This is a genomic window from Sulfitobacter sp. 1A12056 (assembly GCF_043558125.1).
GTDB lineage: Bacteria > Pseudomonadota > Alphaproteobacteria > Rhodobacterales > Rhodobacteraceae > Sulfitobacter > Sulfitobacter faviae.
In genome coordinates this window covers 780,255-797,066 of the sequence record NZ_JBIFFY010000001.1, presented here as the reverse complement: position 1 = coordinate 797,066, position 16,812 = coordinate 780,255, and the positions used below count along the sequence as shown (strand labels likewise).

The window sequence follows — 16,812 nt, the reverse complement described above, 5'->3', positions numbered from 1 at the left end:
CCTGCCCGGAATTCTGCTATTTTGCCAAACTATATATGGCCTTTTCGGCAAGATCACGTCATTCAGAGAAAAATGAGCGGAATTAAGCACAGCATGACCAATGGCGAAGAAACGCCGCCCCGCTACCGTCTGAACAAGACGGTGGCGCTGGTTGGCATGATGGGGGCGGGCAAGACGGCGGTGGGGCGTGCGGTCTCGGCCAAACTGGGCGCGCCTTTTCTGGACAGCGATGCGGAGATCGAAGCGGCGGCCAATCTCAGCGTGCCTGAGATTTTCACCCGCGACGGGGAGCCGTTCTTTCGCAAGCGCGAGACCGAGGTGATCGCGCGGCTTTTGGCCGAGGAACGCTGCATTCTGTCGACCGGCGGCGGCGCCTTTCTGGCCGAGGTGAACCGCGACAATATCGCAGCTTACGGTGTGGCGCTTTGGCTCGATGCGGATTTGGACCTGCTGTGGAACCGGGTGCGCTACAAAGACAGCCGTCCGCTGCTCCGCACGGCTGATCCCAAGGCCACGCTGGCCGCGCTTTATCGCGACCGGGTGCCGCTTTACCGGTTGGCGGATCTTTCGGTGCGCTGCGACCCGCGCCTGTCGATTGACGCCATGGCCAAGCGGGTGATCGACAAGCTGCTGACAAGGCCCGATGTTTTGGAGAGATTGGATGCGTGAGACAGTTTCCGTCGCCCTGCCGGGGCGGGAGTATGACGTGGTTATCGGGGCGGGCTTGCTGGGGGATGCCGGCGCGCTGATCGCGCCGCTGCTGCGCCGCAAGCGGGTGGCCGTCATCACCGAAAGCCGCGTCGCCGCACTGCATCTGCAATCTCTGCGGGAGGGATTGGCCGCCGAGGGCATCGCGATGTCTGCGCTGGAACTCGCCCCCGGAGAGGGGACCAAGGATTGGGCCAATCTTCAACGCTGCGTGGACTGGCTGCTTGATGAGCAGGTGGAGCGCGGCGATATCGTTGTGGCCTTTGGTGGCGGGGTGATCGGTGATCTGGTGGGCTTTGCCGGCGCCGTGCTGCGGCGCGGGGTGCGTTTCGTGCAGATCCCCACCTCTCTTTTGGCGCAGGTCGACAGTTCGGTGGGCGGCAAGACCGGGATCAACGCGCGCCAAGGCAAGAACCTGATCGGGGCCTTCCACCAGCCCAGCCTCGTGTTGGCGGATACCGAGGTGTTGGGCACCATGCCCAAGCGGGATTTCCTCGCCGGTTACGGCGAAGTGGTAAAATACGGGCTGCTCGGCGACGCGGCGTTCTTTGATTGGCTGGAGGCGCAGGGCCCGGCCCTTGCGGCAGGCGATATGGCCGCCCGGATCGAAGCGGTGCGCCGGTCGGTTCAGATGAAAGCCGATATCGTGGAGCGGGACGAGACAGAGCAGGGCGACCGTGCGCTTTTGAACCTTGGCCATACATTCGGCCATGCGCTTGAGGCCGCGACGGGCTATTCCGACCGGCTGCTGCATGGCGAAGGGGTGGCGATTGGCTGTGCGCTGGCGTTTGAGCTTTCCGCGCGGCTGGGGCTGTGCCCGCAAGAAGACCCAAGCCGTCTGCGGGCTCATCTGGTGCAGATGGGGATGAAGACCGACTTGTGCGATATTTCGGGCGACCTGCCGGGTGCCGAGGAACTGCTACGTCTGATGGGGCAGGACAAGAAGGTCGTCGATGGGCGGTTGCGCTTCGTACTGGCACGCGGCATCGGGCAGGCTTTTGCCGGGGCCGAAGTCGACAATGCCGACGTGCTGACCCTCCTGCGCGACACATTGAGCGCACGGCAGTGAACCGCGGCGGGTGGGGCCCGGCGGTTTAACTTAATTCTCTAAGCTATTGTGGAGCCGTATAAAAAGGGCGGCGCCGCCAAATCGGATGTTTGAGACAGGCGTCACCCTGTATGTCTTGACGTCTTGACATGGCGCCCGCATGGGGCGCCTCTGATCCTGTTGCCGAACGGATGATTGCCCGGCGGGTATCGCGATGGGGAAAGGTCTACTGCGGCGCGGTTAAAGGTTTCTCATAGCCGCGTTCGCAAAGGTTGGGCAGGGCGCAACAGCGCCCCGCCCCAAGTCGCATAGGGTTTAGAACGGGATCTCGTCGTCCAGATCACGGCTGCCGCCGCCGCCACCGCCGCCCGAAGAGGACGGGCCGCTGTCATAGCCGCCGCCGTAGTCATTGCCGCCACCGCCGTAGCCGCCACCGCCGCCACCACCGTAGCCGCCGCCACCACCGCCGCCGCCGGAGCCGCCGCCGGGACCGTCGAGCATGGTCAGCGTGCCGCCGAAGCCTTGCAGCACGACTTCGGTGCTATAGCGGTCTGCGCCCGATTGGTCCTGCCATTTGCGGGTCTGCAACTGGCCCTCGATATACACTTTGGAGCCCTTCTTGAGGTATTGCTCGGCCACGCGGACGAGCCCTTCTTGAAAGATCGCCACCGAATGCCATTCGGTCTTCTCGCGGCGCTCGCCGGTGTTGCGGTCTTTCCATGTCTCCGAGGTGGCGATGCGCAGGTTGCACACTTTGCCGCCGTTCTGGAACGACCGCACCTCGGGGTCGCGCCCGAGGTTGCCGATAAGGATCACTTTGTTCACTGAGCCGGCCATCTTGCCCCCTCGTTTGTCATTGCTGTGTCATTGCGTCGGGCGCGAATCCGAGCGCGCCCAATTCGGCTGTTTATATCGTGCTTGTTCGCCGGATGACACCGGCTTTCCATCCCGCAGCCCATCGCCACGGCCCGCGAAGTGGCCGGGATTTCGGGGGCTGGTAGAAGGGGCGCAATTAAGTATACTGCGCGCAATGCAACGGCAGGGGGCAGATATGCGAAAGACGGGACTTTTGGCCGGTCTGGCTGCGGTGAGTTTGACGGCAGCCGGGATCATCGCGATGGGGGCGGCACCAGCGGCTGCCGATATGTTCGCCAGCAAGAACCGCGCGGAGCTCTTTGCCTCGCAGAAAAGCATCCTCGATAATCGGGCATCCAAACAATATTCCGCCTCCGTGCGGCTGCAACCGCCCAAGGTCGTCACCCCGACGAAATGGGACGTGCCGAAATACAACGGGTCTTACAAAGGGGCCTTTCTAACGCATGCCCGCGCCGCGGCCACGCGCCATGGCATCCCGGTCGATCTGTTTTTGCGGTTGGTGCAGCAGGAAAGCGGGTGGAACCCCAAGGCGCTGTCGCACAAGGGGGCGATGGGGCTGGCGCAGTTGATGCCGCAGACCGCGCGGGCGCTGCGTGTCGATCCCGCCGATCCGGTGCAAAACCTCGAAGGCGGGGCGCGTTACCTCAAGATGCAATACCGCGCTTTCGGCAGTTGGGAGCTGGCGCTGGCCGCCTATAACGCGGGGCCGGGGGCGGTGAAGAAATACGGGGGCATCCCGCCCTACAAGGAAACCCGCAATTACGTTAAAGTGATCACGGGCAGTTAAGTCATTGATATTTATGGGGTGAGCGCTGCGCTTGGGCGTTTGTCCGCCTATTTGCACCCCCGTAAGACCCTCTGGCATCGGCCCTCTTGGGAACCGCCGGGGCAATCGTGGTGTTCTCTGATCAGAAACTTTGCAGCGGGGCATTCTCGCCGCAGAGAGGAAAGATCAAAGGAGAACGACATGCTGACGAATATGAAAAACATCGCCCTTGCCGCTGGTGTAAGCGTTATCGCGCTGAGCGGCTCTGCCTTCGCCGATGACAAGATCATGGTCTCGAAAATCGACGTCGAATCCTCTGTCGCCGCCGCGGCTGACAGCAATGCCATGGATTTCTATCCTGATCTGGAAGAAGACCTGCGCGCCGAAGTGGCAGAGCGCGTGCCGATGAGCAGCGATGGGTCCGATCCGCAGATCAAGATCGACATCCGCAAAATCTCTTTGAACGGCGCGACAATGCTGCCCGACAGCAAGGAATTCAACGAGTTGGAAGGCGTTGTTGATATCACAAGCCCCACTGGTGACAACGCGGGCCTGAGCTTCCCGGTCATGATCTCTGCCTACAGCGGCGATGAGATCGCGCCCGAAGGCTATGTCAACGTGCAGCCGTCCGAAACTGAATTCTACGTGGCGCTCGTCTCTACCTTCGCTGACGTTGTCGCCGAAGGTTTGGCCAATGTGAATACTGCCGGTTCGCCCGTTGATCCCTAAATCCGGGTTTGATTTGGCCGTGCTGGCGGGATCGTCGTAACCTCAGGCCGTTCCCCCTTAGATAGCCTGAGGCATGAGGCGTGGTTCTTCGGAACCGCGCCTTTTTTCATTCGGCCGCCGTGCCTGTCTCAATCACCGGCTCCATCTCGGCGAATTGCTGGGCGGAAAGGTGGCATTTGATCTGAAGGCCGTCGGCCATGGTCACCATCGGCGGCACCTCGCGTTCGCACAGATCGCCGGGCACCTGCGACTTCCACCGGCAGCGCGTCTGGAAGGGGCAGCCCGGGGGCGGGTTCATCGCCGACGGCACGTCGCCTTCCAGCACGATGTGTTTCTTTTTCACCTTGGTATCGGCAATCGGCACCGCGCTCAGCAGCGCTTCGGTATAGGGGTGATAGGGCGGGGCGAAAACCTGATCGGTGTCGCCCAGTTCGACCACATGGCCCAGATACATCACCATCACCCGGTCCGAGAGATAGCGCACGATGGACAGGTCGTGGGAGATGAACAAAAGCGTCGTCTTCTGCTCGCGTTGGATCTCCATCAGCAGGTCGGTGACGGCGGCCTGTACGCTCACATCAAGGGCCGAGACCGGCTCATCCGCCACCACGATCCGCGCATCCCCGGCAAAGGCGCGGGCGATGCCCACGCGCTGCTTTTGCCCGCCCGAGAGTTGGCGCGGCATCCGGCCTGCGAATTCGCGGGGCAGTTTCACCAGATCGAGCAGTTCGAGCATACGCTGGCGGCGCTCTTTCTCATTCTTGCCGATGCGGAAAATCTCCAAGGCGCGGATGATCTGCCGCCCCACTGTCATCGAAGGGTTGAGCGTGTCGAAGGGGTTTTGGAACACCATCTGCACATCGGCCACGTTCTTGGTCGTGCGGTCATCAATCGGCACGCCGCCGATGTCCCGCCCGTCGAGGTAGATATGCCCCTCGGTCGCCGTCTCGAGCCCCATCAGCACCTTGGCGAATGTGGACTTGCCGCAGCCCGACTCGCCCACGATGGCGAGGGTTTCGCTTTTATGGGCCTCGAAGCTGAGGGATTCATTGGCTTTGACCACTTTGGTATTGCCGCCGCCGAACATGGCATTGGCCGCGACTTGGTAGTATTTCTTGAGCTTGTCCATCTTGAGGACGACCTCGCCGACATCGCCCTTTTCCTTGACCTCGGCCAGCTCCAAGGGCGCTTGCCAGTCGATCTCTTGAAACCGGATGCAGCGGGTCTCATGCCGGTCGTTGCCGGGCACGCTCTCCATCGGGATCGGCGCGGCGTCGCAGCGGCCGGGGACGAAATAGTCGCAGCGCGGGCCGAAGTTGCAGCCCGGCGGGCGCTCGTGGGGCAGGGGGAAATTGCCCGGGATGGCCTTCAGGGGCCGCGCGTTCTTGTCGGCCCCCGGCAGCGGGATCGAGCGGAACAGCGCCTGCGTATAGGGATGCTGCATCTCGTCAAAGACATCCTCTATCGAGCCCTTCTCGACCGCTTCGCCCGAATACATCACGCAGATCCGGTCGCAGGTCTCCAGCACCAGCCCGAGGTTGTGCGAGATGAACAGCATCGAGGTGCCGTATTTCTTGCCCAGATCCTTCACCAGTTCGACGACCGCGGCCTCAACGGTAACATCGAGGGCGGTCGTCGGTTCATCGAGGATCAGCAGCGAGGGTTCGGACATCAGCGCCATGGCAATGACGATACGTTGCTGTTGCCCGCCCGAAAGCTGGTGCGGATAGGCCTTCAGGATGCGCTCGGGGTCGGGCAGTTTCACGTCCGTGACCACTTGCAGGGCCCGTGCATAGGCTTCCTTCTCGGACATGCCGGCGTGGATCATCGGCACTTCCATCAGCTGCTTGCCGATCCGCATGGCGGGATTGAGGCTCGCCATCGGCTCTTGGTAGATCATGGCGATCTCGCTGCCGCGAATGTCGCGTAGCTCTTCTGTGCTCATCTCGCTCAGGTCGCGGCCTTTGAATTTGATGGAGCCGCCGACGATCCGGCCATTGCGACCCAGATCCTGCATCACGCCCAGCGCCACGGTGGATTTGCCGCAGCCGCTTTCGCCGACCAGCCCCACGGCCTCCCCCGGTTGGACGTTGACGGAAAAGTCCATCACGGCGGGAATCTCCCGTAGGCGGGTGAAGAAGGAGATCGACAGGTTGTTGATCTCAAGAATGGGACCGTCGTAGTCAGTCTTTGGCATCTGGCTCTCCCAGTCGGGGGATCAAAAGGGGCCGGGAGGGCTGGCCCCCCGGAGGATGTTTCTTAGTCGCGCAGGGATTCTTCGCGCAGGCCATCGGCCAAGAGGTTCAGACCCAGCACGAGGCTCAGCAGCGCCAGCGCAGGCGCGATGGCGGCATGCGGGTAGAGCGACAGCAGGCGGCGGCCCGCGTTGATCGTGCTGCCCCAATCGGGGCTCTCGCTCTCTAGCCCCAGACCGAAGAAGCCCAGCGTGCCCAGAAGGATCGTGGTATAACCGATGCGCAGACAGAAATCGACGATCAGCGGGCCGCGTGCATTGGGCAGGATCTCCCACAGCATGATATACCACGGGCCTTCGCCACGGGTCTGTGCGGCCGCGACGTAGTCGCGGGTTTTGATGTCGAGGGCCAAGCCGCGCACGATGCGGAACACCGTGGGCGAGTTCACGAAGACCACCGAGACAAAGACCACCAGCACGCCGGGGTCGATGTCGAAAAGGTCGATCATGCTCGGCAGGCCCGGAATGCGGTAGCTGTCCGTCGCCACGATCGCCCCGTCGGTGGAGACCAGCGACAGGTAGAGCCAGCCGACCACCCCAAGCACCACAATCAGGAGCGGCGTGCGGAACGAAGGTTGCGTGTAGTAGCGCGCGTTCAGCAGCACGGCGAGGAAGATCAGCGGGAAGATGAATAGGAAGACCGCCATGTAGTTCGGGATCCCGGTCAGCACGATCTCGGGCGTGACCAGCAGGTAGAAGAGCAGGATCACCGGGAAGGCGAGGATCAGGTTTGCCAGAAAGCTCAGCACAGTATCCAACCGCCCGCCATAGTATCCCGCAGGCAGGCCCAGCGTGATCCCCACCATAAAGGCAAAAAGCGTCGCCATCGGCGCGATCTGCACCACGACCCAAGACCCTTTGATCAGCCGCGAGAAGACATCGCGGGCAAGGTTGTCACCGCCCAGAAGGAACCAAGGGTATTCGCCTTCATCCGGGCTGCGCAGGGGCGTGCCGGGCAGTTTGTTCTTCATCCCCGAGGTCTGGCTGAGGCTGTCATGCGTCACCAACAGATCGAACAGCCCGCCGAAGATGCCGGTGTAGACCCAGAACATTACGATAGCGAAACCGATCATGCCGACGGTGCTGTCAAACAGCTTGCCGTAAAGGCCGAGCCGTCGCTTGAAGTGGAGGGAGAGCGCAAAGGTCAGGATCAGCGCGATCCACACGGGCAGCATCTGCTGCGACATGCCGCCGATGATGCCCGCTTGCGGCCCCATGAAGGCGCCTGCGATGATATAGATCAGCAGCACGAGGATCAGCAGCTCAAAGAGCAGGATCACCGCCCGGTTCACCCCGCCCGCCAGCCCGCCTTGTCGGGCGACGGTGCCGTCCGGGTTGATCTGGCGTGCCTCACTGACGGGAAAGAAGGAAACGACGATCTGCACCGCTACGGCCAAGGCCAGAAGCACCGCGAGACCGAGGAAGATGATGTTGAGCCCCGCGAGCGACCCGGTCCATGTCAAAGGTTCCATGTCCAAGCTCCGTTAATAAATGCGAATGCGCGGGTTGAGGAAAACATAGCCGATGTCCGAGATCAGCTGAGTGACGAGGACGACGATCACCGACACGACCGACACCGCCAACAGCAGTTCGATGTCGTTATTGGCCGCGGCCTGCACCAGAAGCCAGCCAAAGCCCTTGTAGTTAAACAGGGTCTCGACGATCACCACGCCGTTCAAGAGCCACGGGATTTGCAGCATGATGACGGTGAAGGGCGCAATGAGTGCGTTGCGCAGCGCGTGTTTCAGCACGATCTCTGAGAACTTCACGCCCTTAAGCCTTGCGGTGCGGATATATTGCGCGGTCATCACCTCGGTCATCGAGGCCCGCGTCATCCGCGCGATATAGCCCATGCCGTAGAGCGAGATGGTTAGCACCGGCAGGAAGAAGTTCCAGAAGGTCGCATCTTTCATGGCCGAGGTGGCGGAGCCGAGGAATAGTGTCTTGCTGTCGATCCAGCCCCATTCAGCCAAAAGCGGGGAGAGGCCAAAGCGCGAGGAGGCGAGCACCGCAATGAAGATCACGCCAGAGACATATTCTGGCGTCGCCGTGGTGGCGATGGAGAAGGTCGAGAGCGAGCGGTCAAGCTTGGAGCCTTCGCGCATCCCCGCCAGCACGCCCACGATCAGGGCCGAGGGGACCATCAGCACCAGCACCCAGAACATCAGCTTGCCGGTAAGTGCCAGACGGGTGAGCACCGTCTCGCCCACGGGTTCTTTGAAGACGGTCGAGAAACCCCAATCGCCCTGCAGGATGCCGCAGCGGGTGGGGCGGTCCTCCACCGGAGTGCCGGGGGCGAAACAGCTGCCAAAGGTTTCCTCGGGCGTCTCGCCTTCGGTGACCCAGCCGGGTAGCACGCCCAGCCATTCGCCGAACTTGTCGACCGTGGGCTGCAGGTAGCCGCGGTCTTCGAGGTAGCTGGCCACGGCCTCGTCCGACATGCGGAAGTTGCCTTGGGTCTTGGCCAGCTTTTCGAGGTTCGGATAGAGATTGGTCAGCCAGAATACGATGAACGTCAGGCAGAGCGCCGTCAGCAACATCACACCCAGCCGGCGCAAAATGAATAGTCCCATGTGGTCCCCTGTAGCAGGGTCGGGCGGTGACTTGGCCCGACGATGCGGCCTTTTTGGCCTTTTTAATTCGTGCGGCGCCTTGGGGGCGCCGGTTCTGTCGTGGCAGGTTTTCTCTGCCTTGTGGCGCTGGGGTGCCGAAGACCTTTTGGCGGTCTTTCTGGCAGCCTGCGCTTGTTCATTGCCCCGCCCCTGTGCGGAGCGGTTCAGCCATGAGGCACGGAAATCACCCGCGCGTCAACATTCGGCTGAGGAGTTTGGAGGAGTTTTTGCGACATGCTGAGGGTCTGAAAGCGACATTTCGGCCCGGCTCTCAGCGCAGTTTGCTGGGGGGCAGGCCGCTGTGCTGTTGCATGAAACGGGTGAAATAGGCGGCAGAGCCGAAGCCCAAGGTGGCGGCGATCTCGGCAGCGGTGTGATCGGTCTCGGCCAGCAGGCGACGGGCGGCGTGGCAACTGCGTTCGGTCAGAAGGTCAGCGGCGGATTTGCCGGTGGCCGCCTTCACGGCGCGGGTCAGATGGGTTGGGGTCACGCCAAGAGCTGCGGCGTGTTCGGCCATGCTGGTGCCCTTGGGGGCGCCTTGAGTGACCAAGGCGCAGAACCGCGCGCTGAGCCTGTCGCCTGCCTTGGGCCGGGGGGCGGTATGCGCCTCTGCCATGATCTGGCGGCGCAGCCAGACCGACATCAGCGCCACCTGCGCTTTGAGCGCATCTTGGTGCAGGGGGCGGGCCTGTTGGACCTCCCGTTGGGTCTGTTCGATGAGGGTTGCGATCTCCGATTGCGCGGCCCCATCGCGGATCCGCAATTGGCGCGGGGTCTCGGGCAGGCTTTCGTCACTGTCTTCGGGGATCAGCACCGCATGGCCCAGACATTGATAGCCCAGCTCCAGCGCGAAGAGCGACCGCGCCGGTATCCAAAGCGCATTATGCGGGCTGATGCCGCGGCGTTGGCCATCGAGCAGCAGCCGCCCTTGGCCCCGGGTGATCCAGATCAAAAGATGGTGGTCGCGGTCGTGCGCGAGGGTCAGCCGCCAGTCTTGCCCCGCTGAAAGCTGGGCTAGGGACTGGGTCTGAATCTCTGTCTCGGGCACGCGGCGCTTTCGTTGAGAAATGGAAACCTTACGAGGGCAATTTTCAACGTCAGGCTAGCGGAGGGTTGGGATAACGCAAGAAATTCCGCCCGCTCGGCGGCTATTCAGGCGTCACCCGCTGCCAATCTGCCATCTTACTGCGCATCCAAGTGCGCTGCCGCTTGGCAAAGCGACGGGTAGCGACGACGGCGGCCTCGCGGGCGCGGTGCAGCGGCCAGTCGCCGTCGAGGTGGCGGATCAGTTCCGGCACGCCGATGGCGCGATGGGCGGGCAGCGACGGATCATAGCGCGGACGGAGGGCGGCGACTTCTTCCAAGGCGCCTTGCTCGAGCATCAGGTCAAAGCGCTGCGCGATGCGGGCGTTCAGCCAATCCCGCTCGACATCGAAGACGATCGGCAGACAATCCGCCAGCGGCAAAAGCGGCGCTCCGGTGTCGCGCTGCCAGTCCGACAGGCCGCGCCCGGTGGCCTGCCACACTTCCCAAGCGCGCTGCACCCGCGCGCGGTTGCGTTGGTCGAGGCTTGCGGCGGTCTCGGCATCCAGCCCCGCCAACAGGTCTTCGAGCGCCATCTCATCGCCTTGGGCGCGTACCTCTACCGGGGTGGCCGGAATCTCGGCCAGCCCCTGCGTCAGGGCAGAGAAGTAAAGCCCGGTGCCCCCGGTGATGATCACCCTCTGGTCGCCGCCCAGCAGCGGGGCCACCTCGCGCAGCCAATGGCCGGTGGAATAGGGCGCATCTTCGGCCAGATGGCCATAGAGCAGATGCGGCGCGCGGGCCTCTTCCTCGGGCGAGGGGCGGGCGCTGATGATGCGCAAGGGGGCGTAGACCTGACTGGCATCGGCATTGACGATCACGCCGCCCTGCGCCTCGGCAATGGCGAGGGCAAGGGCGGATTTGCCACTGGCGGTCGGCCCGGCGATCAACACCGGCCGTTCGGGCGGCAAGCCTTGCAACAGGGCGTCCATCTGGGCCTTGGAAATATCCGGCATTTCTTTGCGTCTTCCTTACGTCCCGCATTGAACCTTGGGCGTATTTGCGACATTTTGGCGCGAAATGAAAACCCTTCACCGCCGCAAGGCTTAAATCTCCCCCGGTTGGTGAAATAGTAAGGTGTGCCCGATGTCCCAAGACACCCCCCAAGTCTCCTTTAACCGCGTGATGCTAAAGATTTCCGGGGAGGCGCTGATGGGTGACCTCGGCTATGGTTTGCATCCGCCAACCGTCGAACGCATCGCCCGTGAGGTGCAATCGGTGCACAGTCTGGGCGTCGAGATTTGCATGGTGATCGGCGGCGGCAACATTTTTCGCGGGCTGCAAGGCTCGGCGCAGGGGATGGAGCGGACCACGGCGGATTACATGGGGATGCTCGCCACCGTGATGAACGCGCTGGCGATGCAATCGGCGCTCGAAGGCTTGGGCATCCACACCCGCGTGATCAGCGCCATCACCATGAACGAGGTGGCCGAGCCCTATATCCGCCGCCGCGCCGTGCGCCACCTTGAGAAGAAGCGGGTCTGCATCTTTGCCGCGGGCACCGGCAACCCCTATTTCACCACCGACACCGCCGCGACCCTGCGCGCCAATGAGATGTCCTGCGAGGCGATCTTCAAGGGCACCAAGGTCGATGGTGTTTATGACAAAGATCCGGCCAAGTTCGACGATGCGAAACGCTATGATCTGGTGAGCTATGACGACGTGCTGCAAAAGCGGCTCGGCGTGATGGACGCCTCTGCCATCGCGCTGGCGCGGGACAACAACCTGCCGATTATCGTCTTCTCGCTGGATGAACCGGGCGGCTTCCAAGGTATCTTGGCGGGGCAGGGCACCTATACCCGCGTCGGGTAAATCCGGCCTGCATTCCAAGGCATCGCCCCACGGCGGGGCGATTGACCTGATGCTGCCCGCGTCTCTCACAACAGGGGCGCGGGGCGCGTATGGTGGCGCAACAATGGGCAGTTGTGAAAGCGCCGCGCCACCGTTAGAAAGCCGTAACGCAAGGAAACAACAAGCAGGCTCGCCATGTCAGACGAATTTATGCTCGATACCGATGATCTTGAACGGCGGATGAACGGCGCGATTGCGTCGCTTCGGACCGAGTTCGCATCGCTGCGCACGGGGCGTGGCTCGGCCTCCATGCTGGAGCCGGTGATGGTCGAGGCTTATGGCCAAATGACCCCGGTGAACCAAGTCGGCACCGTCAACGTGCCAGAGCCGCGCATGGTCACGATCAACGTCTGGGACAAGGGTCTCGTAGGCAAGGTCGAGAAGGCCATCCGCGAAAGCGGACTGGGCATCAATCCGCAGCTTAACGGCACCATCATCATGCTGCCGATCCCCGAACTGAACGAAGAGCGCCGGACCCAGTTGACCAAGGTCGCAGGCCAATATGCCGAACACGCGCGCGTTTCGATCCGCAACATCCGCCGCGACGGGATGGACCAGATCAAGAAAGCCAAGAACGACGGCGCGATGTCAGAGGACGACCAGAAAATCTGGGAAGGCGAAGTGCAGGATCTGACCAACCGTTTCATTACGCTCATCGATGAACAGCTTGAGACGAAACAGGCCGAAATCATGCAAGTCTGACCCCGCCAAGACGCAGGGAAACAGAACTTGAAAGAAAAAGGTCGAGACATGAGCACCGCCGAAATTCAGCCCCAAACGATACCCGGCGGGCCACGCCATGTGGCGATCATCATGGACGGCAATGGCCGTTGGGCCACCCAACGCGGGCGGCCCCGGCTTTTTGGGCATCACGCCGGCGCCAAACGCGTGCGCGAGATCGTCGAATGCTGCCCCGATGTGGGGGTGGAGTATCTGACGATCTTTGCCTTCTCGACCGAGAATTGGAAGCGCACGCAGGTCGAAGTGGCGGGGCTTATGTCCCTGTTTCGGCGCTATATTTCTAAAGAAATGCGCAGCCTTAGCGACTATGGCGCGCGGGTGCGGTTCATTGGGGATCGTGACCGGCTGGATGACAAGCTGATCAAGCTCATGGGAGAGCTTGAGGCCCATACCGCCCATAACACCCGCATCAATCTGACGATCGCGCTCAATTATGGCGGCCGCGATGAGGTGGCCCGCGCCACGCATCGCTTGGCCCAAGATGTCGCCAGCGGCAAGCTCGACCCTGACTCGGTGGACGAAGAGACCCTGCCGCGCTACCTCGATACCCATGTGCTGCCCGACCCCGATCTGGTGATCCGCACCAGCGGCGAGGCGCGGATTTCGAACTTTCTGCTGTGGCAATCGGCCTATGCGGAATATGAGTTCATCGACACGCTGTGGCCGGATTTCACCCGCGAGGAATTCGCCCGGCTCTGCGCCGCCTATGGCGGGCGTGACAGGCGGTACGGTGCGGTCAAGACCTGAGGAGAGCTGCGATGAAATCACCTGAACAATGGTCCGACCTACGCGCCCGTATGCTATCGGCCAGTGCGATGATCCTGATCGGTCTGTTGGGCATCTGGTTGGGCGGCACCGTCTTTCATCTGCTGGTGGCGCTGATCTGCGGCATGATGGTCTGGGAATTGGTCGGCATGCTGCGCGGGCAGGGGCAGGCGGCGGCTTGGCAATTGGGGCTGGTGACCGCGGCGGCGGTGCTGGCCTCGGTTTATCTGCCGGTGGGCTTTGGTCTGCCGCTTTTGCTGGCTCCGGCGCTGGCGGGCTTTGCACTATTGAGCGCCAACCGCACGCTTTACATGAGTTTTACCGCGCTGATCCTGCTGGCGGGCTTTGGCCTGATCCAGCTGCGCGATGACATGGGCTTTGGCTGGTTGATGTGGCTGGTGCTGGTGGTCGTGGTGACCGATGTGGTGGGCTATTTCGCAGGCCGCGCCATCGGCGGGCCCAAATTCTGGCCCAAGGTCAGCCCCAAGAAAACATGGTCCGGCACTGCTTCGGGCTGGGTTGGGGCGGCCGTTGTCGGGCTGATTTTCTCGTTCAATACCGGCTTTGGCCTGCAACTTGTCGGCATTTCGGTGGCGCTGTCGATGGCCTCTCAGATGGGCGATATGGCGGAGTCGGGCATGAAGCGGAAGATGGGCGTCAAAGACAGCTCGGCCCTGATCCCCGGCCATGGCGGTCTGTTGGACCGTTTTGACGGGATGCTGGGCGCTGCCGTCTTTTTGCTGATCGTCGGGCCGCTGATCGGTTTCCCGCCGGGCGTGAACTGACCCGCTATGCCGCGTAAGATTTCGATACTGGGGGCGACCGGGTCCATCGGTCAGAACACGATTGACCTGATCCGCCGCGCGCCCGACGCCTATGAGGTCGTGGCCCTGACCGGCGCGGGCAATATCGCGCAATTGGCTAAGGACGCCGTTGCGCTCAAGGCCGATGTGGCCGTCACCGCCCGCGAAGACCTGCTGGATGATCTGCGCGACGCGCTCAGCGGCAGCGGTGTCGAAGCCGCAGCGGGGGCCGAGGCCATCACCGAGGCCGCATCGCGCCCGGCGGATTGGACCATGTCGGCGATCATCGGCGCGGCGGGGCTGGCACCGGGGCTGGCGGCGCTGCGCCAAGGTGGCACGCTGGCACTGGCCAACAAGGAATCGCTGGTCTGCGCCGGGGCGTTGATCATGGGCGAGGCCGCGCGCCACGGTGCCACGATCCTGCCCGTCGACAGCGAACATTCCGCCGTATTTCAGGCGCTGGTCGGCGAAGACATGACCGCGGTTGAGCGTGTTATCATCACCGCCAGCGGCGGCGCGTTTCGCGATTGGCCGCTCGAAGACCTGTCCCATGCGACGCTCGACCAAGCCTCAAGCCATCCCAATTGGGACATGGGGCAGCGCATCACCATCGACTCGGCGTCGATGTTTAACAAGGCGATGGAAGTCATTGAGACGCGTGAGTTTTTCGGCGTCTCCCCCGAGGCGATTGAGGTGCTGGTGCATCCGCAGTCAATGATCCATGCGCTGGTGGGCTTTTGCGACGGGGGGCTGATGGCCCATGTCGGCCCGGCGGATATGCGCCATGCCATCGGCTATGCGCTGAACCATCCCGCGCGCGGGCATGTTCCGGTCGAGCGGCTGGACCTGACCAAGATCGGGCGTTTCGATTTCACCGCCCCCGATGACGCCCGCTGGCCCGCGCTGCGGCTGGCGCGGGACGTCATGGCAGTGGGCGGTCTGATGGGCGCGGTCTTTAACGCGGCCAAGGAAGTGGCGCTTGACGGTTTCATCGACGGACGGCTGCGCTTTACGCAGATGGCCGAGATCGTCGAAGAGGTGTTGGAGCGCCGCGCCGAAGAGGCCGCGCAGGGCCGCGACGACATGACACTTGAACTGGTGGCGCAGGCGGACCATCTCGCACGCAAGGCGGCAGAGGCCGCAATTCAGAAAAGGGCAGGGTAGCACGTTGGACATCATGGGATTTTTGCCGGAGTTCGGCGGGCTGATCTGGACGATACTGGCCTTTGTCGTGGCGCTGTCGGTGATCGTGGCGATCCACGAATACGGGCATTACATCGTTGGCCGTTGGACCGGGATCAAGGCGGATGTCTTCAGTCTCGGCTTCGGCCCCGTGCTCTTTTCCCGCGTCGACAGGCGCGGCACGCGCTGGCAGTTCGCGCTGCTGCCCTTTGGCGGCTATGTGAAATTCGCAGGCGACTCCAACGCGGCCTCCGGCAAGGATGAGACCGCGATGGAAGCGCTGGCCGACGACCCCGAGGCGCTGCGCTACACGATGCACGGCGCGCCGCTCTATGCCCGCGCGCTGACCGTGGCGGCGGGGCCGGTGTTCAACTTTGCCCTGTCGATCATCATCTTCTTTGCCGTGGCGATGACGGCGGGCACCGCCCGTGATCCGCTGACCGTGGGCGAGCTGCGCGCGCTGCCGAGTGACGCCTATGAACTGGCTCCGGGCGATATTTTGCGCGCGGTCGAAGGCACCCCGGTGCCCTCGCTCTCTGCCGGGGAAGGCTATGGCGATTTCCTAACCAACCTGCCGCAGGAAGCGGTGCTGAGCTATGACATCACCCGCGATGGCGAAGAGCTGACCGTGCCCGGCCCCTATCTGATGCCGCCGCTGGTCAGCAACGTCGCCCCGCAATCGGCGGCGCAAGAAGCCGGTCTGCGCAGTGGCGATGTGATCACCGCGGTAAATGGGCAAGAGATCGTGGCCTTTTGGGAATTGAAAGAGGTGGTCGAAGCCTCCAAAGGGGCCCCCCAGGAATTGGCCGTCTGGCGCGATGGCGAGACCCTGCCTTTCACTCTTGTCCCCAAAGCCACGGATGAGCCGCAGCCCGATGGCAGTTTTAAACAGAACCTGCGCATCGGCATCGTGGGCGGCATGGCCTTCGTGCCCGCCACCGACACCCCCGGTGTGGGTGAGGCGCTCGGCACCGGTTTGGACAACACTTGGCGCATCATTACCGGCTCGATCTCGGGCCTGCGTGAGATGATCGTGGGCAATATCAGCACCTGCAACCTCAGCGGCCCGGTGGGCATCGCCCAGACCTCGGGCGCGATGGCGAGCCAAGGGGCGCAGTCCTTCATCTATTTCATCGCGGTGCTGAGCACGGCGGTCGGTCTGCTGAACCTCTTCCCGATCCCGGCCTTGGACGGCGGACATCTGGTGTTCTACGCCTATGAGGCGGTGACCGGCAAACCGCCCAGCGACGGCGCGCTGCGCTTTTTGATGAGCATTGGCATCGCCTTGGTGCTGACCCTGATGCTCTTTGCGCTCGGCAACGATCTGTTCTGCCCCTAAGCGGCGCAACGATAGCGAAAGACAGTCCTGCCTTGCCCTTCGGGGCAGGGCGCAA

General features: G+C 62.8%; 16 protein-coding genes. 10 read left to right on the top strand and 6 right to left on the bottom strand.

From position 1 onward, the window contains the following. Window positions 1-72: 72 nt before the first annotated feature. Together ACGYLD_RS03920 and aroB are read left to right on the top strand one after the other, a co-directional pair. Window positions 73-669: a shikimate kinase gene (locus ACGYLD_RS03920; protein ID WP_394401275.1), complete on the top strand. Its 597-nt coding sequence runs from the start codon at window positions 73-75 to the stop codon at window positions 667-669. After that, entirely contained in the window at window positions 662-1,777 is a 1,116-nt protein-coding gene (aroB, locus tag ACGYLD_RS03915) for a 3-dehydroquinate synthase (protein ID WP_394401272.1), read from the top strand. The genes ACGYLD_RS03920 and aroB overlap by 8 nt, the downstream gene beginning before the upstream one ends. Before the next feature lie 294 nt (window positions 1,778-2,071). Here aroB and ACGYLD_RS03910 read toward each other — a convergent pair whose 3' ends face one another. After that, on the bottom strand, window positions 2,072-2,593 hold the full coding sequence (locus tag ACGYLD_RS03910) for a single-stranded DNA-binding protein (RefSeq protein ID WP_067261546.1): 522 nt from the start codon (window positions 2,591-2,593) through the stop codon (window positions 2,072-2,074). Window positions 2,594-2,873: 280 nt separating this feature from the next. Between ACGYLD_RS03910 and ACGYLD_RS03905 the strand changes: the two genes are divergently transcribed. Beyond that, a complete protein-coding gene (locus tag ACGYLD_RS03905) occupies window positions 2,874-3,419 on the top strand; it encodes a lytic transglycosylase domain-containing protein (RefSeq protein ID WP_394401334.1) in 546 nt (181 codons plus the stop codon). Window positions 3,420-3,599: 180 nt separating this feature from the next. Continuing rightward, complete coding sequence (locus ACGYLD_RS03900; RefSeq protein WP_209218906.1) at window positions 3,600-4,127, top strand: hypothetical protein; 528 nt, start codon at window positions 3,600-3,602, stop codon at window positions 4,125-4,127. A 106-nt stretch (window positions 4,128-4,233) separates the two neighbouring features. Here ACGYLD_RS03900 and ACGYLD_RS03895 read toward each other — a convergent pair whose 3' ends face one another. The 5 genes from ACGYLD_RS03895 to miaA all read right to left on the bottom strand — a co-directional run bounded on the left by ACGYLD_RS03895 (window position 4,234) and on the right by miaA (window position 11,032). Beyond that, window positions 4,234-6,324, bottom strand: a complete 2,091-nt coding sequence (locus ACGYLD_RS03895) for a dipeptide ABC transporter ATP-binding protein (RefSeq protein WP_394401270.1) — start codon at window positions 6,322-6,324, stop codon at window positions 4,234-4,236. A gap of 62 nt (window positions 6,325-6,386) precedes the next feature. After that, the gene (locus ACGYLD_RS03890; RefSeq protein WP_394401267.1) at window positions 6,387-7,853 is read right to left on the bottom strand and encodes an ABC transporter permease; all 1,467 of its coding nucleotides are present in this window, start codon (window positions 7,851-7,853) and stop codon (window positions 6,387-6,389) included. Window positions 7,854-7,865: 12 nt separating this feature from the next. Then, window positions 7,866-8,954, bottom strand: a complete 1,089-nt coding sequence (locus tag ACGYLD_RS03885; RefSeq protein WP_394401264.1) for an ABC transporter permease — start codon at window positions 8,952-8,954, stop codon at window positions 7,866-7,868. Window positions 8,955-9,264: 310 nt separating this feature from the next. Beyond that, window positions 9,265-10,041, bottom strand: coding sequence for an AraC family transcriptional regulator (locus tag ACGYLD_RS03880; protein WP_271693610.1), 777 nt, complete (start codon window positions 10,039-10,041; stop codon window positions 9,265-9,267). Between the two features lie 100 nt (window positions 10,042-10,141). Next, window positions 10,142-11,032, bottom strand: coding sequence for a tRNA (adenosine(37)-N6)-dimethylallyltransferase MiaA (gene miaA, locus ACGYLD_RS03875; protein ID WP_271693611.1), 891 nt, complete (start codon window positions 11,030-11,032; stop codon window positions 10,142-10,144). Between the two features lie 130 nt (window positions 11,033-11,162). Between miaA and pyrH the strand changes: the two genes are divergently transcribed. The 6 genes from pyrH (at window position 11,163) to rseP (ending at window position 16,757) form a co-directional block, all read left to right on the top strand. Further along, window positions 11,163-11,888 carry a UMP kinase gene (pyrH, locus tag ACGYLD_RS03870; RefSeq protein ID WP_067261559.1) on the top strand — a complete coding sequence of 242 codons (726 nt, stop codon included), beginning with the start codon at window positions 11,163-11,165 and terminating at the stop codon, window positions 11,886-11,888. A 174-nt stretch (window positions 11,889-12,062) separates the two neighbouring features. Beyond that, complete coding sequence (gene frr, locus ACGYLD_RS03865) at window positions 12,063-12,629, top strand: ribosome recycling factor (RefSeq protein WP_067261561.1); 567 nt, start codon at window positions 12,063-12,065, stop codon at window positions 12,627-12,629. Window positions 12,630-12,677: 48 nt separating this feature from the next. Next, window positions 12,678-13,415 carry a polyprenyl diphosphate synthase gene (gene uppS, locus ACGYLD_RS03860; protein ID WP_394401260.1) on the top strand — a complete coding sequence of 246 codons (738 nt, stop codon included), beginning with the start codon at window positions 12,678-12,680 and terminating at the stop codon, window positions 13,413-13,415. A gap of 11 nt (window positions 13,416-13,426) precedes the next feature. Continuing rightward, window positions 13,427-14,218 (top strand): phosphatidate cytidylyltransferase, encoded by a 792-nt coding sequence (locus ACGYLD_RS03855; protein ID WP_067261564.1) that lies wholly within the window; start codon window positions 13,427-13,429, stop codon window positions 14,216-14,218. A 6-nt stretch (window positions 14,219-14,224) separates the two neighbouring features. Beyond that, the gene (dxr, locus tag ACGYLD_RS03850) at window positions 14,225-15,400 is read left to right on the top strand and encodes a 1-deoxy-D-xylulose-5-phosphate reductoisomerase (RefSeq protein ID WP_271693613.1); all 1,176 of its coding nucleotides are present in this window, start codon (window positions 14,225-14,227) and stop codon (window positions 15,398-15,400) included. A 13-nt stretch (window positions 15,401-15,413) separates the two neighbouring features. Next, window positions 15,414-16,757, top strand: coding sequence for an RIP metalloprotease RseP (gene rseP / locus ACGYLD_RS03845; protein ID WP_394401257.1), 1,344 nt, complete (start codon window positions 15,414-15,416; stop codon window positions 16,755-16,757). The last annotated feature ends 55 nt before the right edge of the window (window positions 16,758-16,812 follow it).